At 58.6% G+C, this 17,123-nt stretch carries 21 protein-coding genes and 1 other RNA gene; 12 read left to right on the forward strand and 10 right to left on the reverse strand.

The genetic code is table 11. The annotated features are described in order from the left end of the window. Nucleotides 1-5: 5 nt before the first annotated feature. From ACFWW2_RS06005 to ACFWW2_RS06020, 4 genes are read right to left on the reverse strand one after another with little or no spacing between them, the layout of a single operon-like run. The gene (locus tag ACFWW2_RS06005) at nt 6-1,190 is read right to left on the reverse strand and encodes a toxic anion resistance protein (protein ID WP_393926939.1); all 1,185 of its coding nucleotides are present in this window, start codon (nt 1,188-1,190) and stop codon (nt 6-8) included. Between the two features lie 3 nt (nt 1,191-1,193). Continuing rightward, on the reverse strand, nt 1,194-2,075 hold the full coding sequence (locus ACFWW2_RS06010; protein ID WP_393926940.1) for a 5-bromo-4-chloroindolyl phosphate hydrolysis family protein: 882 nt from the start codon (nt 2,073-2,075) through the stop codon (nt 1,194-1,196). A gap of 1 nt (nt 2,076) precedes the next feature. After that, the gene (locus ACFWW2_RS06015) at nt 2,077-2,280 is read right to left on the reverse strand and encodes a hypothetical protein (RefSeq protein WP_393926941.1); all 204 of its coding nucleotides are present in this window, start codon (nt 2,278-2,280) and stop codon (nt 2,077-2,079) included. 53 nt (nt 2,281-2,333) lie between these two features. Further along, a complete protein-coding gene (locus ACFWW2_RS06020; protein WP_393926942.1) occupies nt 2,334-3,179 on the reverse strand; it encodes a TerC family protein in 846 nt (281 codons plus the stop codon). A gap of 287 nt (nt 3,180-3,466) precedes the next feature. Here ACFWW2_RS06020 and ACFWW2_RS06025 point away from each other — a divergent pair, with 287 nt between their 5' ends. After that, entirely contained in the window at nt 3,467-4,426 is a 960-nt protein-coding gene (locus ACFWW2_RS06025; RefSeq protein WP_393926943.1) for a hypothetical protein, read from the forward strand. A 12-nt stretch (nt 4,427-4,438) separates the two neighbouring features. Here the strand turns inward: ACFWW2_RS06025 and ACFWW2_RS06030 are convergent, their stop codons facing one another. Beyond that, nucleotides 4,439-5,233, reverse strand: coding sequence for a pseudouridine synthase (locus ACFWW2_RS06030; RefSeq protein ID WP_393926944.1), 795 nt, complete (start codon nt 5,231-5,233; stop codon nt 4,439-4,441). 126 nt (nt 5,234-5,359) lie between these two features. Here ACFWW2_RS06030 and ACFWW2_RS06035 point away from each other — a divergent pair, with 126 nt between their 5' ends. Beyond that, nucleotides 5,360-5,524: a hypothetical protein gene (locus tag ACFWW2_RS06035; protein WP_393926945.1), complete on the forward strand. Its 165-nt coding sequence runs from the start codon at nt 5,360-5,362 to the stop codon at nt 5,522-5,524. Here ACFWW2_RS06035 and ACFWW2_RS06040 read toward each other — a convergent pair. Both ACFWW2_RS06040 and ACFWW2_RS06045 read right to left on the reverse strand, forming a co-directional pair. Beyond that, the gene (locus tag ACFWW2_RS06040; RefSeq protein WP_393926946.1) at nt 5,521-6,270 is read right to left on the reverse strand and encodes a class I SAM-dependent methyltransferase; all 750 of its coding nucleotides are present in this window, start codon (nt 6,268-6,270) and stop codon (nt 5,521-5,523) included. The genes ACFWW2_RS06035 and ACFWW2_RS06040 overlap by 4 nt on opposite strands. Nucleotides 6,271-6,341: 71 nt before the next feature. Continuing rightward, nucleotides 6,342-7,985 (reverse strand): sulfatase-like hydrolase/transferase, encoded by a 1,644-nt coding sequence (locus tag ACFWW2_RS06045; protein WP_393926947.1) that lies wholly within the window; start codon nt 7,983-7,985, stop codon nt 6,342-6,344. A gap of 407 nt (nt 7,986-8,392) precedes the next feature. Between ACFWW2_RS06045 and ACFWW2_RS06050 the strand changes: the two genes are divergently transcribed. Further along, the gene (locus ACFWW2_RS06050) at nt 8,393-8,839 is read left to right on the forward strand and encodes a nucleoside deaminase (protein ID WP_393926948.1); all 447 of its coding nucleotides are present in this window, start codon (nt 8,393-8,395) and stop codon (nt 8,837-8,839) included. Between the two features lie 51 nt (nt 8,840-8,890). Here ACFWW2_RS06050 and ACFWW2_RS06055 read toward each other — a convergent pair whose 3' ends face one another. Beyond that, nucleotides 8,891-9,562 (reverse strand): metal-dependent hydrolase, encoded by a 672-nt coding sequence (locus ACFWW2_RS06055; RefSeq protein ID WP_393926949.1) that lies wholly within the window; start codon nt 9,560-9,562, stop codon nt 8,891-8,893. Between the two features lie 53 nt (nt 9,563-9,615). On the opposite strand from ACFWW2_RS06055, the gene ACFWW2_RS06060 reads away from it, so the two are divergent. The 9 genes from ACFWW2_RS06060 (at nt 9,616) to ACFWW2_RS06100 (ending at nt 15,210) form a co-directional block, all read left to right on the forward strand. Continuing rightward, nucleotides 9,616-10,257, forward strand: coding sequence for a ceramidase domain-containing protein (locus tag ACFWW2_RS06060; protein WP_393926950.1), 642 nt, complete (start codon nt 9,616-9,618; stop codon nt 10,255-10,257). A 36-nt stretch (nt 10,258-10,293) separates the two neighbouring features. Then, nucleotides 10,294-10,581, forward strand: coding sequence for an Asp-tRNA(Asn)/Glu-tRNA(Gln) amidotransferase subunit GatC (gene gatC / locus ACFWW2_RS06065; RefSeq protein ID WP_393926951.1), 288 nt, complete (start codon nt 10,294-10,296; stop codon nt 10,579-10,581). Beyond that, nucleotides 10,581-12,068, forward strand: a complete 1,488-nt coding sequence (gene gatA / locus ACFWW2_RS06070; protein ID WP_393926952.1) for an Asp-tRNA(Asn)/Glu-tRNA(Gln) amidotransferase subunit GatA — start codon at nt 10,581-10,583, stop codon at nt 12,066-12,068. Before gatC ends, gatA begins: the two co-directional genes overlap by 1 nt. A 39-nt stretch (nt 12,069-12,107) precedes the next feature. Next, nucleotides 12,108-12,848, forward strand: coding sequence for a hypothetical protein (locus ACFWW2_RS06075; protein WP_393926953.1), 741 nt, complete (start codon nt 12,108-12,110; stop codon nt 12,846-12,848). Between the two features lie 59 nt (nt 12,849-12,907). Next, nucleotides 12,908-13,525: an N-acetylmuramoyl-L-alanine amidase gene (locus ACFWW2_RS06080; protein WP_393926954.1), complete on the forward strand. Its 618-nt coding sequence runs from the start codon at nt 12,908-12,910 to the stop codon at nt 13,523-13,525. Between the two features lie 12 nt (nt 13,526-13,537). After that, an RNA gene (gene rnpB, locus ACFWW2_RS06085) (RNase P RNA component class A) lies at nt 13,538-13,905 on the forward strand. A gap of 68 nt (nt 13,906-13,973) precedes the next feature. After that, nucleotides 13,974-14,363 (forward strand): PAS domain-containing protein, encoded by a 390-nt coding sequence (locus ACFWW2_RS06090; RefSeq protein WP_393926955.1) that lies wholly within the window; start codon nt 13,974-13,976, stop codon nt 14,361-14,363. A 107-nt stretch (nt 14,364-14,470) separates the two neighbouring features. Continuing rightward, nucleotides 14,471-14,638: a 50S ribosomal protein L33 gene (rpmG, locus tag ACFWW2_RS06095; RefSeq protein WP_007814563.1), complete on the forward strand. Its 168-nt coding sequence runs from the start codon at nt 14,471-14,473 to the stop codon at nt 14,636-14,638. A 143-nt stretch (nt 14,639-14,781) separates the two neighbouring features. Then, nucleotides 14,782-15,210 carry a hypothetical protein gene (locus tag ACFWW2_RS06100; protein WP_393926956.1) on the forward strand — a complete coding sequence of 143 codons (429 nt, stop codon included), beginning with the start codon at nt 14,782-14,784 and terminating at the stop codon, nt 15,208-15,210. Nucleotides 15,211-15,214: 4 nt separating this feature from the next. Here ACFWW2_RS06100 and ACFWW2_RS06105 read toward each other — a convergent pair whose 3' ends face one another. Both ACFWW2_RS06105 and ACFWW2_RS06110 read right to left on the reverse strand, forming a co-directional pair. Beyond that, entirely contained in the window at nt 15,215-15,613 is a 399-nt protein-coding gene (locus ACFWW2_RS06105) for an MAPEG family protein (RefSeq protein ID WP_393926957.1), read from the reverse strand. Between the two features lie 57 nt (nt 15,614-15,670). Beyond that, a complete protein-coding gene (locus tag ACFWW2_RS06110) occupies nt 15,671-17,086 on the reverse strand; it encodes a hypothetical protein (RefSeq protein ID WP_393926958.1) in 1,416 nt (471 codons plus the stop codon). Nucleotides 17,087-17,123: the final 37 nt, after the last annotated feature.

Raw genomic sequence — 17,123 nt, forward strand, 5'->3', positions numbered from 1 at the left:
AATGATCAGAGATCAGCGTCGCCGGGGGCCGCACTGGGGATGCTGCGGGCCTTGGCCGATGCGAGGGTCTGCTTCAACTCGGCCTCCATCTTGATCATCTCGGCCTCGGCCTCGGCGCGCTTGCGCTTGCCTTCGTCAGCGATCTCTAGGCTTTCATTGATCGTTGCGATCAGATGTTCGTTGGCCTCTTTCACCGCATTGATGTCAAAGACGCCGCGTTCCATTTCCGTCCGGATCACACGGTTGGCGTCGCGCAGGTTTTCAGCATTGGCAGTCAGCAGTTCGTTGGTCAGGTCGTTGGCCTCGCGCACGGCGGCGGCGGCTTCTGATGACCGCTGGATGGTCACGGCCTGCGCCAGTTGCGTTTCCCAAAGCGGCACGGTGTTGACCAGTGTCGAATTGATCTTGGTCACCAACGATTTGTCGTTCTCCTGCACCAGCCGGATCGAGGGCAGGGATTGCATTGTCACCTGACGGGTCAGTTTCAGATCATGCACCCTGCGTTCCAGATCATCGCGGGCCGACCGCATGTCGCGCAGTTCCTGCGCTTTCATCACGGCCTGTTCTTCGGGGGCTTTTTCAACCTCGGCTTCCTTGGCGGGGATCGTCTTGGTGTCCAGTTCTTTCAGCTTCGCCTCACCAGCCGAGATATAGAGCGCCAGTTCATCGTAGAATTGCAGCGTCTTTTCATAAAGCACATCAAGGCTTTCGATATCTTTCAGCAGGACATGTTCATGCTTGAGCAGATCATCGGTGATGTGGTCGATCTGGCCTTGCACCTCTTCAAACCGGGCGGTGAATTTCGCGATGGAGGCGGCACGGCCCAGCAGTTTTTCCCACCAGCTACGTTCGCGGCGCACATCAAGTTCGGAGATCGAGAAACCACGAATGGTGGTGACGATATTGCGCAGGCTGTCACCTGCCGGGCCCACATCCTTGTTGCGCACACCGGCCAGCATGGATTGCGAAATCTCCTGCAACTCGGCCTGTGCGGCGGACCCGAAGGACACAATGGAATTCGTGTCGCTGATATCAATCTCGCCCATACGCTGGGTGATGGCGTTGCTTGTCGATGGATCAGCAGCCTCTAGCGTGACCACTTCGCCTTGCGGCTCTGGCAGCACCACAGCGGTGACTTTTTCAACTTCGGCGAGGGTCTCTTTCGCCTTTTGGCGGATCGTGTCGGACATGGTCTAACTCCCTTTACTGTTCAGGCTGACGCCCTCGCGCTGCAGCCTGTCGCGCAGCACGTTGATTTCGATATCCATATCGCTGCGGTCGTCCAGCAGCATCTTTTCTGTCTTGGAGGCAAAGTTCTGTTCCAGATCGTCCAGCAGCGCCTCATAGTTTTGCCGGGCGTCAGTGTCCTTGTTGCGGGCATAAAGATCGACGAATTTCAGCGTCGCATCGCGGGCGCCCATCAGGTAGACGCCCAGAAACTTGCGCGCTGCTGTCAGGTCGCGGGGGTCTTCCTCGACCGTGCGGATCATCTTCTCGGCGATATCGCGGAAATCGACGACCCGGCGTTCCAGTTTGCGGTCACCCAGCGATTCAATCTGCGATTTCATCACATCCAGGTAATTCTGCGCCTCGTCCACGACCCGGGCCACACGATCCTGCTGGCGGGTGTCGATGCCTTCCATGCGCTTGTCTGTCAGCGGGTCAATGCCAAAGGCGGCCATATGCAGGCTAATCGCTGCAATACCATAAAGCGCGGAGCCAAGGATCGCGCTGTCGCCGGTATAGGCGGCAATCGCGGCGCCAATCCCGGTCAGTGCGCTTGACATCATCTTGCGCGGTATCGCCGGGCGACGGGCGACGCGGCGGGCGTGATAGGCGGCTTCGGCCTGCAATCCTTCCCGTAGCATCCAGGCGGCAAGGGTCAGCACGGCACCGCCGATCAGGGCTGTGACCAAGGTCTGCGGGCCTTCATTCAGGGATGTGAACACCAGAATAATCGCAGGGACAAACAGCAGGTTCGATTTTGTGCCGGGTCGTGCGACCGCAACCGGCGCAGCCGAAGGCGACCCGCCCTCACCATCGGGGCTGTATTTACCGCCAAACCGCTTTGCCACCTCAGACGCCCCCCAGCCAGCCGGTGGTCAGACCGATCAGCAAAAGGACAAGCAGAATATAGGCAATGCGTTGGAAGGTTCCGGGCATGTTATCCTCGCCTGTTGAACGGGCCAGACCAGCCACTGACTGCATGACAGCAAGCATGGCCAGCGCTGTGGTCACAATCGCAGCAATGAACAAAATCAACAAGATCAGGCGAAACATCGGTTCCTCGCATCATCCCCCACTCCTTTCCAGATAGGCACAGACAGGCCCGTTTACGAGTGTTTCTGCAATGCGGTGCGCTCTGCATCCAGTTTGCGACGGTAACCGGACTGGATGATTTCTACCGCCACCAGCACCACAACCGAGAAGTAGAATGTGGATTTGGACATTGGCACGATCTCACGGTCAAACACACGCAAGGCCAGGTCCTTCGCCTCCTCATGGGGTACGCCCATGCTTTCGACACCATGCACGGCGGCCTGTCCGGCCTCACCCAACAGCACGACGCCGACGATCAGCAGGATAAACAGGCCCAGAACCTCGTACATGCGGTTTTTCTCAAGAAACCGGGTCACCCCATCGGCCAGCACCAGCATGGCAAGGCCCGACAGGATGATCGCAAAGGCCAGGATCGGGAAGACATCGGTGATCGCAATGGCCGACAGCACGGAATCAAACGAAAAGATCAGGTTCATCAGCACGATCAGCATGACCACCTGTGTCGCGGATTTGGCTGATTTGCCCTCCACATCATGGCTCAGATCATCCATGGACAGCATATGGCCAATCTCTTTGACGGCCGTGTACATGATGAAAATCCCACCAAAAATAAAGACTACGGTGGCAAAGTTCACGCCGCCCGTCAGGATACCTTCCCATTCAAGGATGTAGAACGGCTCTGACAGCGCATCCAGCAGTTGGATCATGGTGAACAACAAGATCACGCGCAGGGCGACGGCGATGATGATGCCCCATGTGCGCACAGCCTTCTGCTGGGCCACAGGGGCCCGCTGGCTTTCGATTGAGATATAAAGCAGATTATCGAACCCCAATACGGCCTGCAAAAAGCACAGCATGATCAGGTTGGTCGCGTTTTCAAGCGTCAGCAGTTCAGCCAAAGCATTGTCCCCCGGTATTTTCTTTTGAAACCACCATGCACAACGCATGTGACAGGGCAAGGGTTCAAAATTTAACGAATTTCCCCCTTGCGGGCCGTTGATATGCACTTTGCAGACGTTTCGGATCAGGAGGTATGGGAGGCCTTACCTGTGCAGCCGTGCGATTTTATGGTATTTATCGCAGCATTTAAGGCAGTTGTTATTGATTGGACAGTTTCATGAATGAGCATTCTACAATACCGCAATATGCAGCAGATATTGACGATAGCACCCCTGATCCCTGCAAGATGGCTGACGATGACCGGATACAAAAGGGTCAGACCGATCCACTTGGCGACACGGTGGACCGCATTCTGGTCGGCACTGATCGCTTCATCATCTACTCGGTCGTACAGGCAAGCGGGCCCGCCCATCTGACGGAATTGGATGACGTTGGGGAAGGGCGGCAAGGTGTCAGCCGGCTGTTTGGCGGCAACAAAAGCTCCGGGGTGGATCATGTGTGGCTGCGCACCAAATATCCGCGCGACTATGACTGTGCCAAGAAACTGCGCGCGAACCTTGGGGCGATCGCCGCCGATCTGGCCCATATCTGCGATGTGGTCGACAGTATCTGCCGGTCCGGAAACCTTGACGCAGGCAGTTCCGCGTCCCTGCGCCGCCGCGCGACCGAGATGATGGCCCGCGCGATGGAAATGGCCTACGAGGGGAACAAGGACGAGGCGAAGGAACTCCTCAGCCATCTGCGCAAGAACATCACGACGCTGCGCGACAGCAAGAACCGTATGCGTTATGTGCAGGGCAACCTGCTTGCGCTGGCCGCGATCCTTGGGATCTGGGTTGGTTTCCGTTTCACAACCCTCATGTCGAGCCTGGTCGTGAACGAGGCGTCGATGGCCTTCGATGTTCACGCGCTGGATGTGCTGGCGCTGGGCGCAATCGGGGCGTTCTTTGCGGTGTCAGCCTCTGTCAGCGACATTCGGGTCGATCATTCGGTGTCGTTCTGGGAAATGGTCTATACCGGGTTCGTGCGCATCCCCATCGGCGTGATTGCGGCGGGTGTTGCGATTTTCCTGATTTCAGGGGATTGGTTGCTGGCCTCCATCGAGCCTTCAGTGTTGCCGTGGACCTATCTTCTTTTCGGTTTTCTGGCAGGGTTCAGCGAATTATTCGTGCCCAACGCACTGCGGCAGGTTGAGGGTGCGGCGACCGTTGCCGTTCCGGCGAACGGCGCACAGACCCCAGGCTGACCGTCCATGGTGTTACTTTGGCTTGCCACGGGTCGGGCGGTTGATCGGTTGGCGCACCCGTGTCGGTTTGGGCTTGTCTGACAGGCCCAGCTGGTCGCGGACCACCCGCTGTTTCAGCTCTTCCACCGCGCCGGCGGCAAGGTTGCCAAGCTGGAACGGGCCATAGCTGACTCGGATCAGCCGGTTCACCGTCACCCCGATGGCCTCCATCGCGCGGCGGATTTCGCGGTTCTTGCCTTCGCGGATTGATACCGTAAGCCAGGCATTCGCCCCCTGCTGGCGGTCGAATGTCACCGTCATCGGCTGATATCGGATGCCATCCACCGCGATACCCGCGCGCAGCTGGTCCAGCTTGGCCTCGCTGACAGAGCCGTTGATGCGCACCCGGTAGCGGCGCAGCCAGCCGGTGCTGGGCAGTTCCAGCCGGCGCTTGACGCCGCCATCATTGGTCAACAGCAGCAGGCCTTCGGAATTCAGATCAAGGCGTCCCACTGACATCACCCGCGGCATAGTATCGGGCAGGGAAGCAAAGACCGTTGGTCGGTCTTTTTCATCGCGTTCGGTCGTCACCAGACCGGCAGGCTTGTGATAAAGCCAGATGCGCGGCGGGTCCGGTTCGCCGACCGGTTTGCCATCGACCGTGATCTTATCAGTGGCGGTCACGTTCAGGGCAGGGCTGTCGATGCGCTTGCCGTTGACGGCCACGCGGCCCGCCTCAATCATGCGCTCCGCCTCGCGGCGGCTTGCAACGCCCGCACGGGACAAAACCTTGGCGATGCGGTCGCCGGATGGGGGTGTATCGGTCATGGCCCGCGTGTAGAGAGAAGGCGCAAAGACTGCAATTGGTTGTTCCCGTCTGTCCAATATCATTCTTTTAACACAATCGGTGCCTATCGAGCGTTCGATCACATCCAACACGCAGGAGAAACGACCATGGGTGGCATCATTGTTCTGGCGATATCTGCTTACGTTTTCATCAGGGCACTGATGGGCGGCAACACGATAAAGATCATTTTTGCGGGACTTTTCGTGGCTTTCGCCCTGTTGTTGAGTGTTGGCGGTGTGTATCTGCGCTATCTGGTCGAAACATCCAGCTAGGCTGACGGGGCGACAATCGGCTTGTGGCCTGCCACGCTGGTGGCACAACCGAAAAAATGCTTCTTCAGGGTGACGGTCAGACCAGCATCGCGCAGGGCTTCGGCCATGTGGGCGCTATCGCCGAAATTACGGGTATAGGTGCCGATCATGCTAAAATCATGAGCGCCTTTCAGGAAGAATCGTTCGATCTGCGGCAGCATCCGGTCCAGATAAAACCGGTAGAACGGGCGCAACACCCACCCTTGCGGATCGGATGCTTCGATCAGTGAAAAATGGCCGCCGGGTTTGAGGAGGCGGGCAATCTGCCGGGCCAGGATCGTCTGCTGGGCGGGGTTGAAGGTCTTGAGGCCGAAGGTCGAAATCAGAATATCAGCCATGCCTTCCGGCAGATCCGTTTCCAGCGCGTTCGCCTCAACATGTGTGATCCGGTCAGCATGGGCGCCGTGCAGGCGGGCAACCGCGTCCAGGTGCATCCGGTGCGAGATATCAAGTGCTGTGATCCGCCCCAGACCGGGGAACCGGCGCAAGAGATGCGGCCAGACCTCGCCCGTGCCCGCCATCAGATCAACGGCCACTGCGTCGGACTGCATGGGGCGGGGCAGGCGGGCCACGCATTGTTTGCGCCAGATATAGGTAAAGCCAAAGGAACTGACCGCGCTCCACCTGCGGTAATTGGCAGAGCAGCGGTCAAACAGATCGGCCACAAAGTCCGGATCATAGATATCGGTCTGGCTGGTATCGCGCATCAAGGCACCTTTCGCTTTCAAGCGACCTGCGCAGCGAAGACGCCCGGTGTCAATGCGCGACGACCCGGGGGTTACTCCTTCTCAGGCAATTCTGGCGCCTTGCCCCGATAGAACTTCGTCAGGGGGCGCGGAACCTCGCTGCCGTCATACATGAAGGGCAGCACGCCTTTCATCCCGGCCTTGTTTCGCATGGCGACAATATCCGCGTCTGATTTGGTGACACGTTGCGACATGCGCCGCCCCCATTGGGCCAGATAGCCGTAAAGCCGGGTGATCTCCGCGTCGCGGGCATCACCCTTGGCGAGGTCAATGAATTCTTCGGGGTCGGTTTGCAGATCAAACAGCATCGGGCGGAACCCGCCTTCGGCATGCATCATCTTCCAGCGGCCATCAAACACCATGAACAGGCGGCAATCGCGCGGCTCCAACCCCAGTTCCTCGGCCAAGGGGGTGCCGGAATAGTCAAATTCGCTGATCAGAAAGTCGCGCCAATCCGGGCTTTCGCCATCCAGCCATGGCTGCAGCGACCGGCCTTCGATGATATGGGCAGGCACCTCGCCACCCGCCGCCTCGACAAAGGTCGCGGCCAGATCAAGGCTTTCGACCAGCGCATCGCAGGTCGTGCCGCGAGTGCCATTGGCCCGTCTGCGCGGGTCATAGATGATCATGGGGATCTTGGCAGACTGGTCGTGGAACAGGGATTTCTCGCCCATCCAGTGATCCCCCAGATAGTCACCGTGGTCTGATGTCAGCACGATCATCGTGTCCTTCATCGCGCCTGTGTCTTCCAGATGATCCAGAATGCGACCCAGATGATCGTCACATTGTTTGATCAGACCCATATAGGCGGGGATCACCTTTTCGCGGACCTCTTCGCGCTGAAAGGCGCAGCCGACACGATTGTTCATATAGCCGTTGAACACCGGGTGAGCGTCCTCGCGCTCTCTCTCGTCACGCAATGGGGGCGGGACAAGGTCGGTGCCATACATGTTGTGATAGGGGGCAGGCACGATGTAAGGCCAATGCGGCTTGATATAGCTGACATGGGCGCACCATGGCCCCTTGGCCTGATCCATGAATTCGATGGCCTTGGTGGTCAGCCAGGCGGTTTCGGAATCCTCTTCGTGGATATTGGCAGGGCGGTCGGCGTTTTCATACATCCAGCCGGATGCCATGCGGTTGGGCGGCTTCACCCCCGCATTGGCATGGTCATGCCACGGGTTATCGGCGGGATAGCCTTTAGATTTCAGGTATTCGTTATAGGGCGAGCGTTTTTCATCATAGAACCCTTTAGGCCCCTGCGCCCAGAGCCCGTCATCGCGAATCCACACATCGAAACCGCATTCCGCCTGCCGTGCACCGATCACGCTGTCTGCATCCAGTCCCAGCCGCTCCATGCCTTCTTTGTCGGCGTGCATATGGGTCTTGCCGATCAGCCAGCAATCCATGCCGATCTTGCGCAGGTGATCGCCAATCGTCTGCTCGCCCACGCGCAAGGGAAAGTTGTTCCATTGTGCCCCATGGCTCGACGGATACCGCCCGGTGTAGAACGACATGCGGCTTGACCCGCAGATCGGCGATTGGACGTAGGTATTGGTAAAGCGGACGCCCATCGCGGCGACCCGGTCAAAATGCGGCGTATCCAGATGCGGGTGGCCCGCGCAGCTCAGGTAGTCAAAGCGGAGCTGGTCATACATGATGAAAAGAATATTCATGGCAATGCGTCCTTTGTGATGAAAACGTTGAAAATCTGGCGCAAATAGCGGCGCCCGCAGCCCAACTACATCTTTAGCGTGTGCGTCACCATGTGAAACCCCGTGTACAAACTGTTGTTTTCACCGCGTTCAAGTGATCGTTATCGATGCGTTGGTCACCTGTCTCCGGTAAGCCTCTCTTAATCTCTATCACCGTGCGGGGCATTCACCAGCCGGATTTGGCGAAAAACTGCGTCAGGGTCCGACGCAAGTCCGACGTTTTGCCGACGCGATGCCGACCGGCAAAAACCGACTCAGACCCCGTAAAACAAGGCCGTTAACGATTGGCCTGTTGCATGTGGCAGATTCCCGACGTTCGACCCGTTAACCGATCTTGTCGCTTGGTGGCGAAACGGGCATCAAGACCTATGGTGTTTCGCACACATATGGACACGGCCCTGATCGAGGCGCGCGCCGCCGCTGAACGCGGTGAAGTGCCGGTTGGTGCCGTCATTGCAGGCCCGGACGGCATCATCGCGCAGGCCGGAAACCGAACGCGCGAGTTGAACGATCCCACCGCCCATGCTGAAATGTTGGTGATCCGAGAGGCCTGCAAAACCCTTGGAAAAGAACGGCTTACCGGATTTGATCTTTACGTCACGCTGGAACCCTGCCCGATGTGTGCCGCCGCGATCAGCAATGCGCGTATCGCGCGGCTCTACTATGGGGCGGATGATCCTAAGTCCGGCGGGGTGGGGCAGGGGCCGCGAATCTTCAGCCATGCGCAATGCCACCATGTGCCTGAAATCTATGACGGAATCGATGCCGCCGCGTCTGAGGTACTGTTAAAGAACTTCTTCGCCGCGCGGCGGTGACAGTTCCTGGCACAGGAATTGGTGTCAAACTTTCGGTGAAAGTTTGATCGCTCAGATGTCGACCACATCCATCACCTCGGGGGTCAGCACATTCACATCCGGCAGGGCATCCACCAGCGGCTGCGCGGACTGTGCGAGTAAAGGAAATGTTTTGTAGTGGCACGGAATTATCATCTTGAAATCAAAGAACTTTTTCGCGGCAAACGCCGCACCCTCCATGCCCATCGTATAATGGCCGCCGCAGCACAAGATACCAATGTCAGGCTGATAAAACTCTGCCATCCAGCCCATATCGGCCATTACGTCCGTATCGCCGGACACATAAACCGTATGACCATCCCCTTTGATCATATACCCGGCCTCGGTTCCGGCATAGGCGCTGCCCAGCGATGACGAATGTGTGGCCTGTACCATGGAGACTTTCGCGCCGTTCAGATCGACTGTGCCGCCCTTGTTGAATTCGACGGTACCGTGGCTTTCGAAGGCTGCACAAAGCTCTGGAATACCGACAACGGATGCGCCTGTTTCCTGAGCGATATCAGCAACTTCCGAGGCATGATCGAAATGCCCATGGGTCAGCAGAATATGGGTCGCACCCGCCAACGCATCCGCCCGCCTGTCATTGGGGAATGACGGATTTGCCGCCAGCCACGGGTCGATCAGAAGTACCGCGTCAGCGACCTCCATCCGGAAACTCGCATGTCCCAGCCATGTAATTTTCATATTGCCCTCCACTGCTTTCCGGTCAGGATAACGGTCAGTGAAAGGGGCGCAAGATGGACTGGTTCGCACGGATCGACGCATATTGCGAACGGACCGATTTTTCCTATTGGTCTGAACCGCTTAACGCGATCACCAATCTGGCTTTCATTATCGCGGCGATCACTATGTGGCGGCGCAGTGCGGGTCTTCCTGCCGCCCGATTTCTGTGCGTGATCCTGTTTTGTATCGGCGTCGGCAGCTATCTGTTTCACACCCATGCAACACAATGGGCTGCCCTGGCCGATGTCGCCCCCATCGGGCTGTTTATCCTGAACTATCTGTTCCTAGCCAACCGCGATATGGTCGGCATGCCATGGTGGGCGGCATTGCTGATTACAGCGCTGTTTGCCCCCTATGCCTATGTAATCGTGCCACTTTTGAATCAGCTTCCGTTCTTTCGCATCTCGAATTTCTACTGGACGGTGCCGATCCTTCTGATCCTGTATGCGGCCTTCCTGCGGGGGGCCGTTGGCAAAGGTTTCATAGTCGGTGCCGCCATTTTGTGCCTGTCGATCACGCTGCGATCGCTGGACGAAATCTGGTGTGCGCAATTCCCAATCGGAACACATATCTTCTGGCATTTGCTCAACGGCGTCATGCTGGGCTGGATGATCGAAGTTTACCGTCGCCACATGCTTGCGACCCGTGCTGCGTAGCGGTAAACGCGGGCAACAGTTTTACCGGAGAGGCCCATGTCAATCGACACCGAAACCGCCCGCCGCGTGGCCAAGCTGGCCCGCATCAAGGTCGAAGATGACCAACTGCCTGCACTGGCAGGCGAATTCAGCGCGATCCTTGATTTTATCGAACAACTCAACGAGGTCGATGTTGAGGGCGTGGAACCGATGACATCCGTAACCCCACAACGCCTCAAGCGGCGCGATGATGTGGTCACAGATGGTGATCAGCAAGCGGCTGTGTTGAAGAACGCGCCTGATGCGCGCGAAGGTTTCTTTGCCGTGCCAAAGGTGGTTGAATAATGACCGATCTGACCAAACTGACCATTGCCAAAGCCCGTGACGCGATGCGCAAGGGCGACACGACCAGTGCCGAGATCACGCAGGCCTGCCTGGCCGCCATCGACGGGGCCGGGGCGCTCGGTGCGTTTGTCCATCACACGCCTGAGATTGCGACCGAACAGGCCGCCGCTGCAGATGCCCGGATCAAGACTGGTGATGCGCCCGATATGTGCGGTATCCCTTTGGGGATCAAGGATTTGTTCTGCACCAAGGGCGTGCCGTCGCAGGCGGCCTCTGGTATCCTCGAAGGGTTCAAGCCGGAATATGAAAGCACCGTGACCAGTCAGCTTTTTGATGCCGGTGCGGTCATGCTGGGCAAGCTGAACATGGACGAATTCGCCATGGGCTCGTCCAACGAAACATCCGTTTACGGCAACGCGGTCAACCCGTGGCGGCGCGGCAATGATGATGCAGCGCTGACGCCGGGTGGATCGTCTGGTGGGTCTGCTTCTGCGGTTGCCGCTGACCTTTGCCTTGCCGCAACAGGCACCGACACTGGCGGTTCCATCCGCCAGCCTGCGGCCTTTGTGGGTATCACCGGTCTGAAACCGACATATGGCCGCGTGTCACGCTGGGGGATTGTGGCCTTTGCGTCCTCGCTCGATCAGGCGGGGCCGATGACCAAGGATGTGCGCGACAGCGCCATCATGCTGCAGGCCATGTGCGGGCATGATCCGAAAGACAGCACCAGCGCAGATCTGGCAGTGCCGGATTTTGAATCCGCGCTGAGCGGGGACATCAAAGGCAAAACCATTGGTATTCCCAAGGAATATCGGATGGACGGCATGCCGGAAGAGATTGAAAAGCTCTGGTCGGACGGCACCGCCATGCTGAAAGATGCGGGTGCCGTGATCAAGGATATCAGCCTGCCGCATACGCAATATGCACTGCCAGCCTATTACGTGATTGCCCCGGCAGAGGCGTCATCGAACCTGGCCCGCTATGACGGTGTGCGTTTCGGTCATCGCGCCAAGCTGGCGCAAGGCGACGGCATCACAGAGATGTATGAAAAGACCCGCGCCGAAGGCTTTGGCCCCGAGGTGCAGCGCCGCGTGATGATCGGGACATACGTGCTGTCCGCTGGTTTCTACGATGCCTATTATAACAGGGCGCGCCGGGTGCGGACATTGATAAAGCAGGATTTTGAAACTGTTTTTGCCGATGGTGTCGATGCGATTCTGACGCCCGCGACCCCGTCTGCAGCCTTTGGCCTGGGCGAGATGACGGATGCCGATCCGATCCAGATGTATCTGAATGACGTCTTCACGGTTACGGTGAACCTTGCCGGGCTGCCGGGGATTTCGGTGCCCGCGGGGCTGGACAAGCAAGGCCTGCCCTTGGGCCTGCAACTGATCGGACGGCCCTGGGAAGAAGCCGATTTGCTGAACGTGGCTTACACGCTGGAAGGGGCCGCAGGTTTTGTAGCCAAACCGACCAAGTGGTGGTAGTTTCGACCAAAAGAAAACAGATGTGACAGGTGATCGGCGATGAAATCGGGTTTGGTAGTATTGGCAGCGTTGACGGTTCTGGCCGCCTGTGGATCACCGCAGCCAACGCAGCGCGGTATCGGTTTTGATGACTTTTCGCAGTTCGAGCTGGAGCGCGCCCGGCGCGAGGCAGCCCTGTCGTCACCACGTCAGTCGATCATTCCACCGCCGCAGGTGAATACCATACCGGGGGCGTCGCCGTTGCCGCCTGGAGGTATCCCGTCCAGCGATCTGGCGGCGGCTGGTATTGGTCAGGTGCAAACGCCAGTGAATACCGGTAATGACCCTGGCCGGACCCAAGGCCTGGATGCGTCGCCCACCAATGCCCCGCCAGCGCTTGCCAATAATCCAGGCATTTCGGACGAGCAGAGTTTTGACGCCGTGGCGGGCCGTGAAACCATCGAAAGCGATGCGGAACGTCGTGCCGCACAAGCCGCCGCCCGGCAGGAGATTCAGCCGACAGCGGTGCCGCAGCGCCCAAGCTCTACCGGGCCGAATATCGTCGAATACGCCATTAACGCGCCCAATGTGAAAGGGCAGGAATGGTACAGCCGGTCGATCCTGTCAGGGCAGGGACGGTTCCAGCGCAACTGCGCGGGCTATGCCAGCCCGGATGAGGCACAGCGCGATTTTCTTTCCCGTGGCGGGCCAGAGCGTGACCGGCTGGGCATTGATCCCGATGGTGACGGCTTTGCCTGCGGCTGGGATCCCGCACCATTCAAGCGGGCTGCCGGCAACTGAGGCTGACAACCTACAACTCCCCCAATTGCGGGCCGCGTCGTGATGGTGCGCGACCCGATATGGTGGTGATCCATTACACCGCGATGGAAACGGCCGAGGCCGCGCTGAAGACATTATGTAACCCCGAAACCGAGGTGTCGGCCCATTACCTCATCGCGGCTGATGGCGAGGTCACTTCGCTGGTACCGGAAGCACTGCGTGCGTGGCATGCGGGGGCAGGGCGTTGGGGGGCTGTGACGGATGTCAACAGCCGCTCTATCGGGATTGAACTGGCCAATGACGGGTTCAGCCCTTTTGCCGCCGCCCAGATGGATGCGCTGACCGATCTGCTGCGCGGTATCCGCGCGCGCTGGGATATCCGCCCAGAACGGGTGATCGGGCATTCTGACATGGCGCCGGGCCGCAAGATTGACCCCGGCCCGCGCTTTGACTGGCGCAGGCTGGCGCTGGAGGGGCTGGGAGTCTGGCCGCACGCACAAACAGGCGACACGGCAAAGTTCGTGCCGATGATGCGGGCCTTTGGCTACAACGCCGATGCGGATGCGGACTTGCTGCTGCAGGTGTTTCGCATGCGTTTCAGGCCCGGCGCCACAGGCCCGCTTGACCCGAAGGACGCGGGGATGATCACCGATCTGGCCAGCCGTTTTCCCGTTGACGTCAACGCGGCGTCCACCTAACTGATCTCTTGCGCGGATGGCTGGATGGCTGCGGTAGCAATACCGAGGAAAGTCCGGACTCCACAAAGCACGGTGCCGGTTAACGCCCGGCGGGGGCAACCCCAGGGAAAGCGCCACAGAGAACAGACGGCCATGCATGCATGGTCAAGGTGAAACGGTGGGGTAAGAGCCCACCGCGCGATGGGCAACCAGAGCGGCACGGCAAGCCCCACCGGGAGCAATGCCAAATAGGGACCTCGTGCCGAAAGGCGGGGATGCTTGACCCCCAGACGGTCCGGGTTGGCAGCTAGAGGGTGTCTGGTAACAGATGCTTTAGATGAATGGTCATCCAGGGTGGTTCGCCACCGGGACAGAATCCGGCTTACAGGCCATCCGCGCAATTTTCATAAAATTAGGTTGTCTTTAAGGATGGCGAACTACCTCTGGTTTAAGAAGAGGAGGACTGCGCATGAAAATCGCAGAAACGCCCAAACAGAGCGGAGTTGATGCGCCTACGCTCGCGGATTTACGCAACAGCAGTGATTGCGTGAAGCTGCTGAATACGGTCGGGCGGATCAGTTTCATGGGTGAACAGAGCCTGAGGGTCATGGAACTGAAAGACATGTCCGAGGTCGTAGGCAAGTGCTGGTGGGAGTTTTGGCCCACCGACCAACAGGCCATGATCAAATCCCGGTTTGATGCGGCGCTGGCCGGTGATGTGCAGCAGTTCAAAACAACCCGGCGCATGCCCAGTGGAAAACTCAAGGAATGGTCGATCACGCTGTCGCCCGTTCCGGGTGTGAACGGTGTCAGCACCTCGGTGCTCGTTCTGTCACGCGACGTGACGCCAGCCCCCTGATTTATCGCCTTTGCGGTTGACAGGGGCGTGCCCAAGGTTAAAAGGCAGCTTCAATCAGATTCATGCGATCTGCGCGCAACGCGGCCCGCAACCAGGAGAGATGAGACATGGCGAAGCCGACCACCATCAAGATCCGCCTGAACTCCACCGCGGGGACCGGGCATTTCTACGTCACCAAGAAGAACGCCCGCACCATGACCGAAAAAATGGTCGTGCGGAAATATGACCCCGTCGTGCGCAAGCATGTCGAGTACAAAGAAGGCAAGATCAAGTAAAGATCGCCACTTTGGGACAGTGATAGGGCCGTGCAACCTGCGCGGCCTTTTTTGTTGTCGGGCGCTTGGGTCAGGGAAACCTGCCTATTGGTGCCGCGCGCGCTGTTCTATGCTTCGTTCATTGGAACAAAGGAGCATTGATCATGGGTTTTCAATGGACAGAGGTGAACAATGGCAATCTTTCAGCGCCCGGTTACACATTGGCGGGTCGCGGGGATGGGCCGGCAACATCGACCGGCGATGCCGTTGCAGCAGTTGTACAGGCCGGGTCGCAGGCGCTGAATTCCTGGTCGGTCGATTATGCGATCAACCGGGAACGAGAACGGCAAAGCGCGTTTCTGCCAAACTATTTTCAGGGTCACGAGACAGGCGGCATGATCGCCATTGCAGCCATTGATGTCACCAATGTTGGCGGGCAGAGCGCAAACCGTTTCATGCATCTGGAGCTGTTTCTGGGCATCTATCGCACGCCCCGCGACGCGATCAGCGTCTGGCGCCGTCGTGATCGGCTGAGCAGTGCGGTAGGCACCGTGGCCTACCGGTTTTTCTGGATTACCCGTACCGGCGCATAGCGGCTCAGAATGCGACCGTCACCAGCAGCGCCAGCAAAAGCCCCGCTTGCGCAAAGAGCGTCAGCAGCATCCCGTAAAACCGCAGTCGCCAGTTGGTGCCGTGGATGCCGAAATAAAGGGCGTGCATGACGCGACCCGTGGTCAATGCGGCGGCCAGAACGCCAAGTATGATCACGTTGCCCGACTGAAGTTCGATCAGGGCGAGAAGGATGATGGCGAGCGGTATCTGCTCGGCCGCATTGGCCTGCCCACGGATCGCCTTGATCATTTCTCGGTCGTCATTGTCACCTAGCACGACACCGTCCCGACGACGCAGCACGATGACCTTATAGGTCAGCAGCAACAGGATCAGCCCATTGGCAATGGCGGCAAGGCTGGTGATGGGCAGTTCTGTAAGTGTCATCGGGTGGCCTGACATTGCATGTTGCTGAAAACGAGAGTTGAATCGGTCCGTACTTGATCAAAAAACAGAGTTCAGCGTGAACCCGACCGAAAATGTATCCCTTGTGAACCGGCTGATGTTACTTTCCGCGATGCTTCCGCTGATCGCAAGGCCAGGGCTGAAACCGGCATATTCAATACCCGGGAAGCCGATTTCGACCCCGTAAAAGAGGCTGTTATCCTCCCGTCCGCCATCAATCGGGCCGAACAGGGCGTACTCGGGATAATCAATGGTCTTGATCCCGCCACTGATCCCAAGCGAAATTGGGCCAATCGGTTCGGCCCAGCTGTAGGACCCCTGAAGGGACCACTCCTCGAACGTGAAATTCTGTGAAAACCCATCGGAATCCGTCCGGCCGATAAAGCCGGTGACCCGATCACCGTTTTCACGGCGATAGGACAGCCCGCTGCGTAGGGTCGTACGGATCACATCGCGGATGCCGTTGGATTCGTAATCCTGCCATTCGCGTTGCGCCGACAGCAGCAGGGTCGTCTGTTCGGTTAATGACAGGTTCCGGCTGAAGCTGAGCCGCCGGTAATCGTAATAGGGCTCACCGCCAAAATCGAAGCTGCCAAAGTTGATCCGCGCGCCGAATGTGCCGTTTTCCAGCGCCCGGTCGTAGATCAGCGACAGATCGAATAGGTCCGATGCAAAATCGTCAGGGTCCAGAATGATCGTGGCGGTGCTGCCGGGGCGGGGGTCTTCCACCTCTTCATCCTGAAGTTTGACGCGGACACCCTGATATTGAAACGCGACGGCGGCGCGATCCCGCGGTGTGGAATAGAACCGATACTGGGTGCGGAAATTCAGGGTCCCGCGCACGCCCGACAGCGCCAGAGAATCCGCCGAGAGCGTGGTGTTCGGAATCACTTCGCCTGATATCTCAAGCTCTGCATCGTCGGTGCCGCCATTGACGTTGTTGGATGGCACAATGGAAATGGACAGGTTGGTTGACCAGGGATTGGCCCGCCGCACGCCCGCCGCATCGCGGATTGTCCTTGCGCGTTCTTCTTCGTTTGGCACCACCGTCAGCGCGCGGCGCAGCCAGAATGTGGCCAGCGTGTAGCGTTCTTCGTTCGCGGCGGCGAGGGCTGTCAGGCGCGCGGCCTCGTAACGCTGCACATCCGTTTCCGACAAGCGGAAGGCGCGCGCGCCGGCTTGCCGTCCTTCGGCGGGCTGTCCGACACGGGGGGCGCCTGCCGCTACTACCAGCAATGCGGTGCGATCATCGGGGTTCACCTGCAACAAGCTGCGCGCGATTTGCAGGGCAAGCTCGGTTTCCCCGGCCAGCAGGGCGCGTGTGGCGATTACCCGCGCCTCATCGATCGGGACATCCACGGTTGTCTGCGCTACAGCAGCGGTTCCAAGCAGGCCAAATGCTAATGCGGCCGCCATTGCGGGCATGACAAGACAGGTCATGAAATATGTGCGCATGGGTTGCCTTGTCTCCTGCCGATAGGCCGTTTGAATT

Origin of the sequence: Yoonia sp. R2-816, from assembly GCF_046762905.1 — a bacterium.
GTDB lineage: Bacteria > Pseudomonadota > Alphaproteobacteria > Rhodobacterales > Rhodobacteraceae > Yoonia.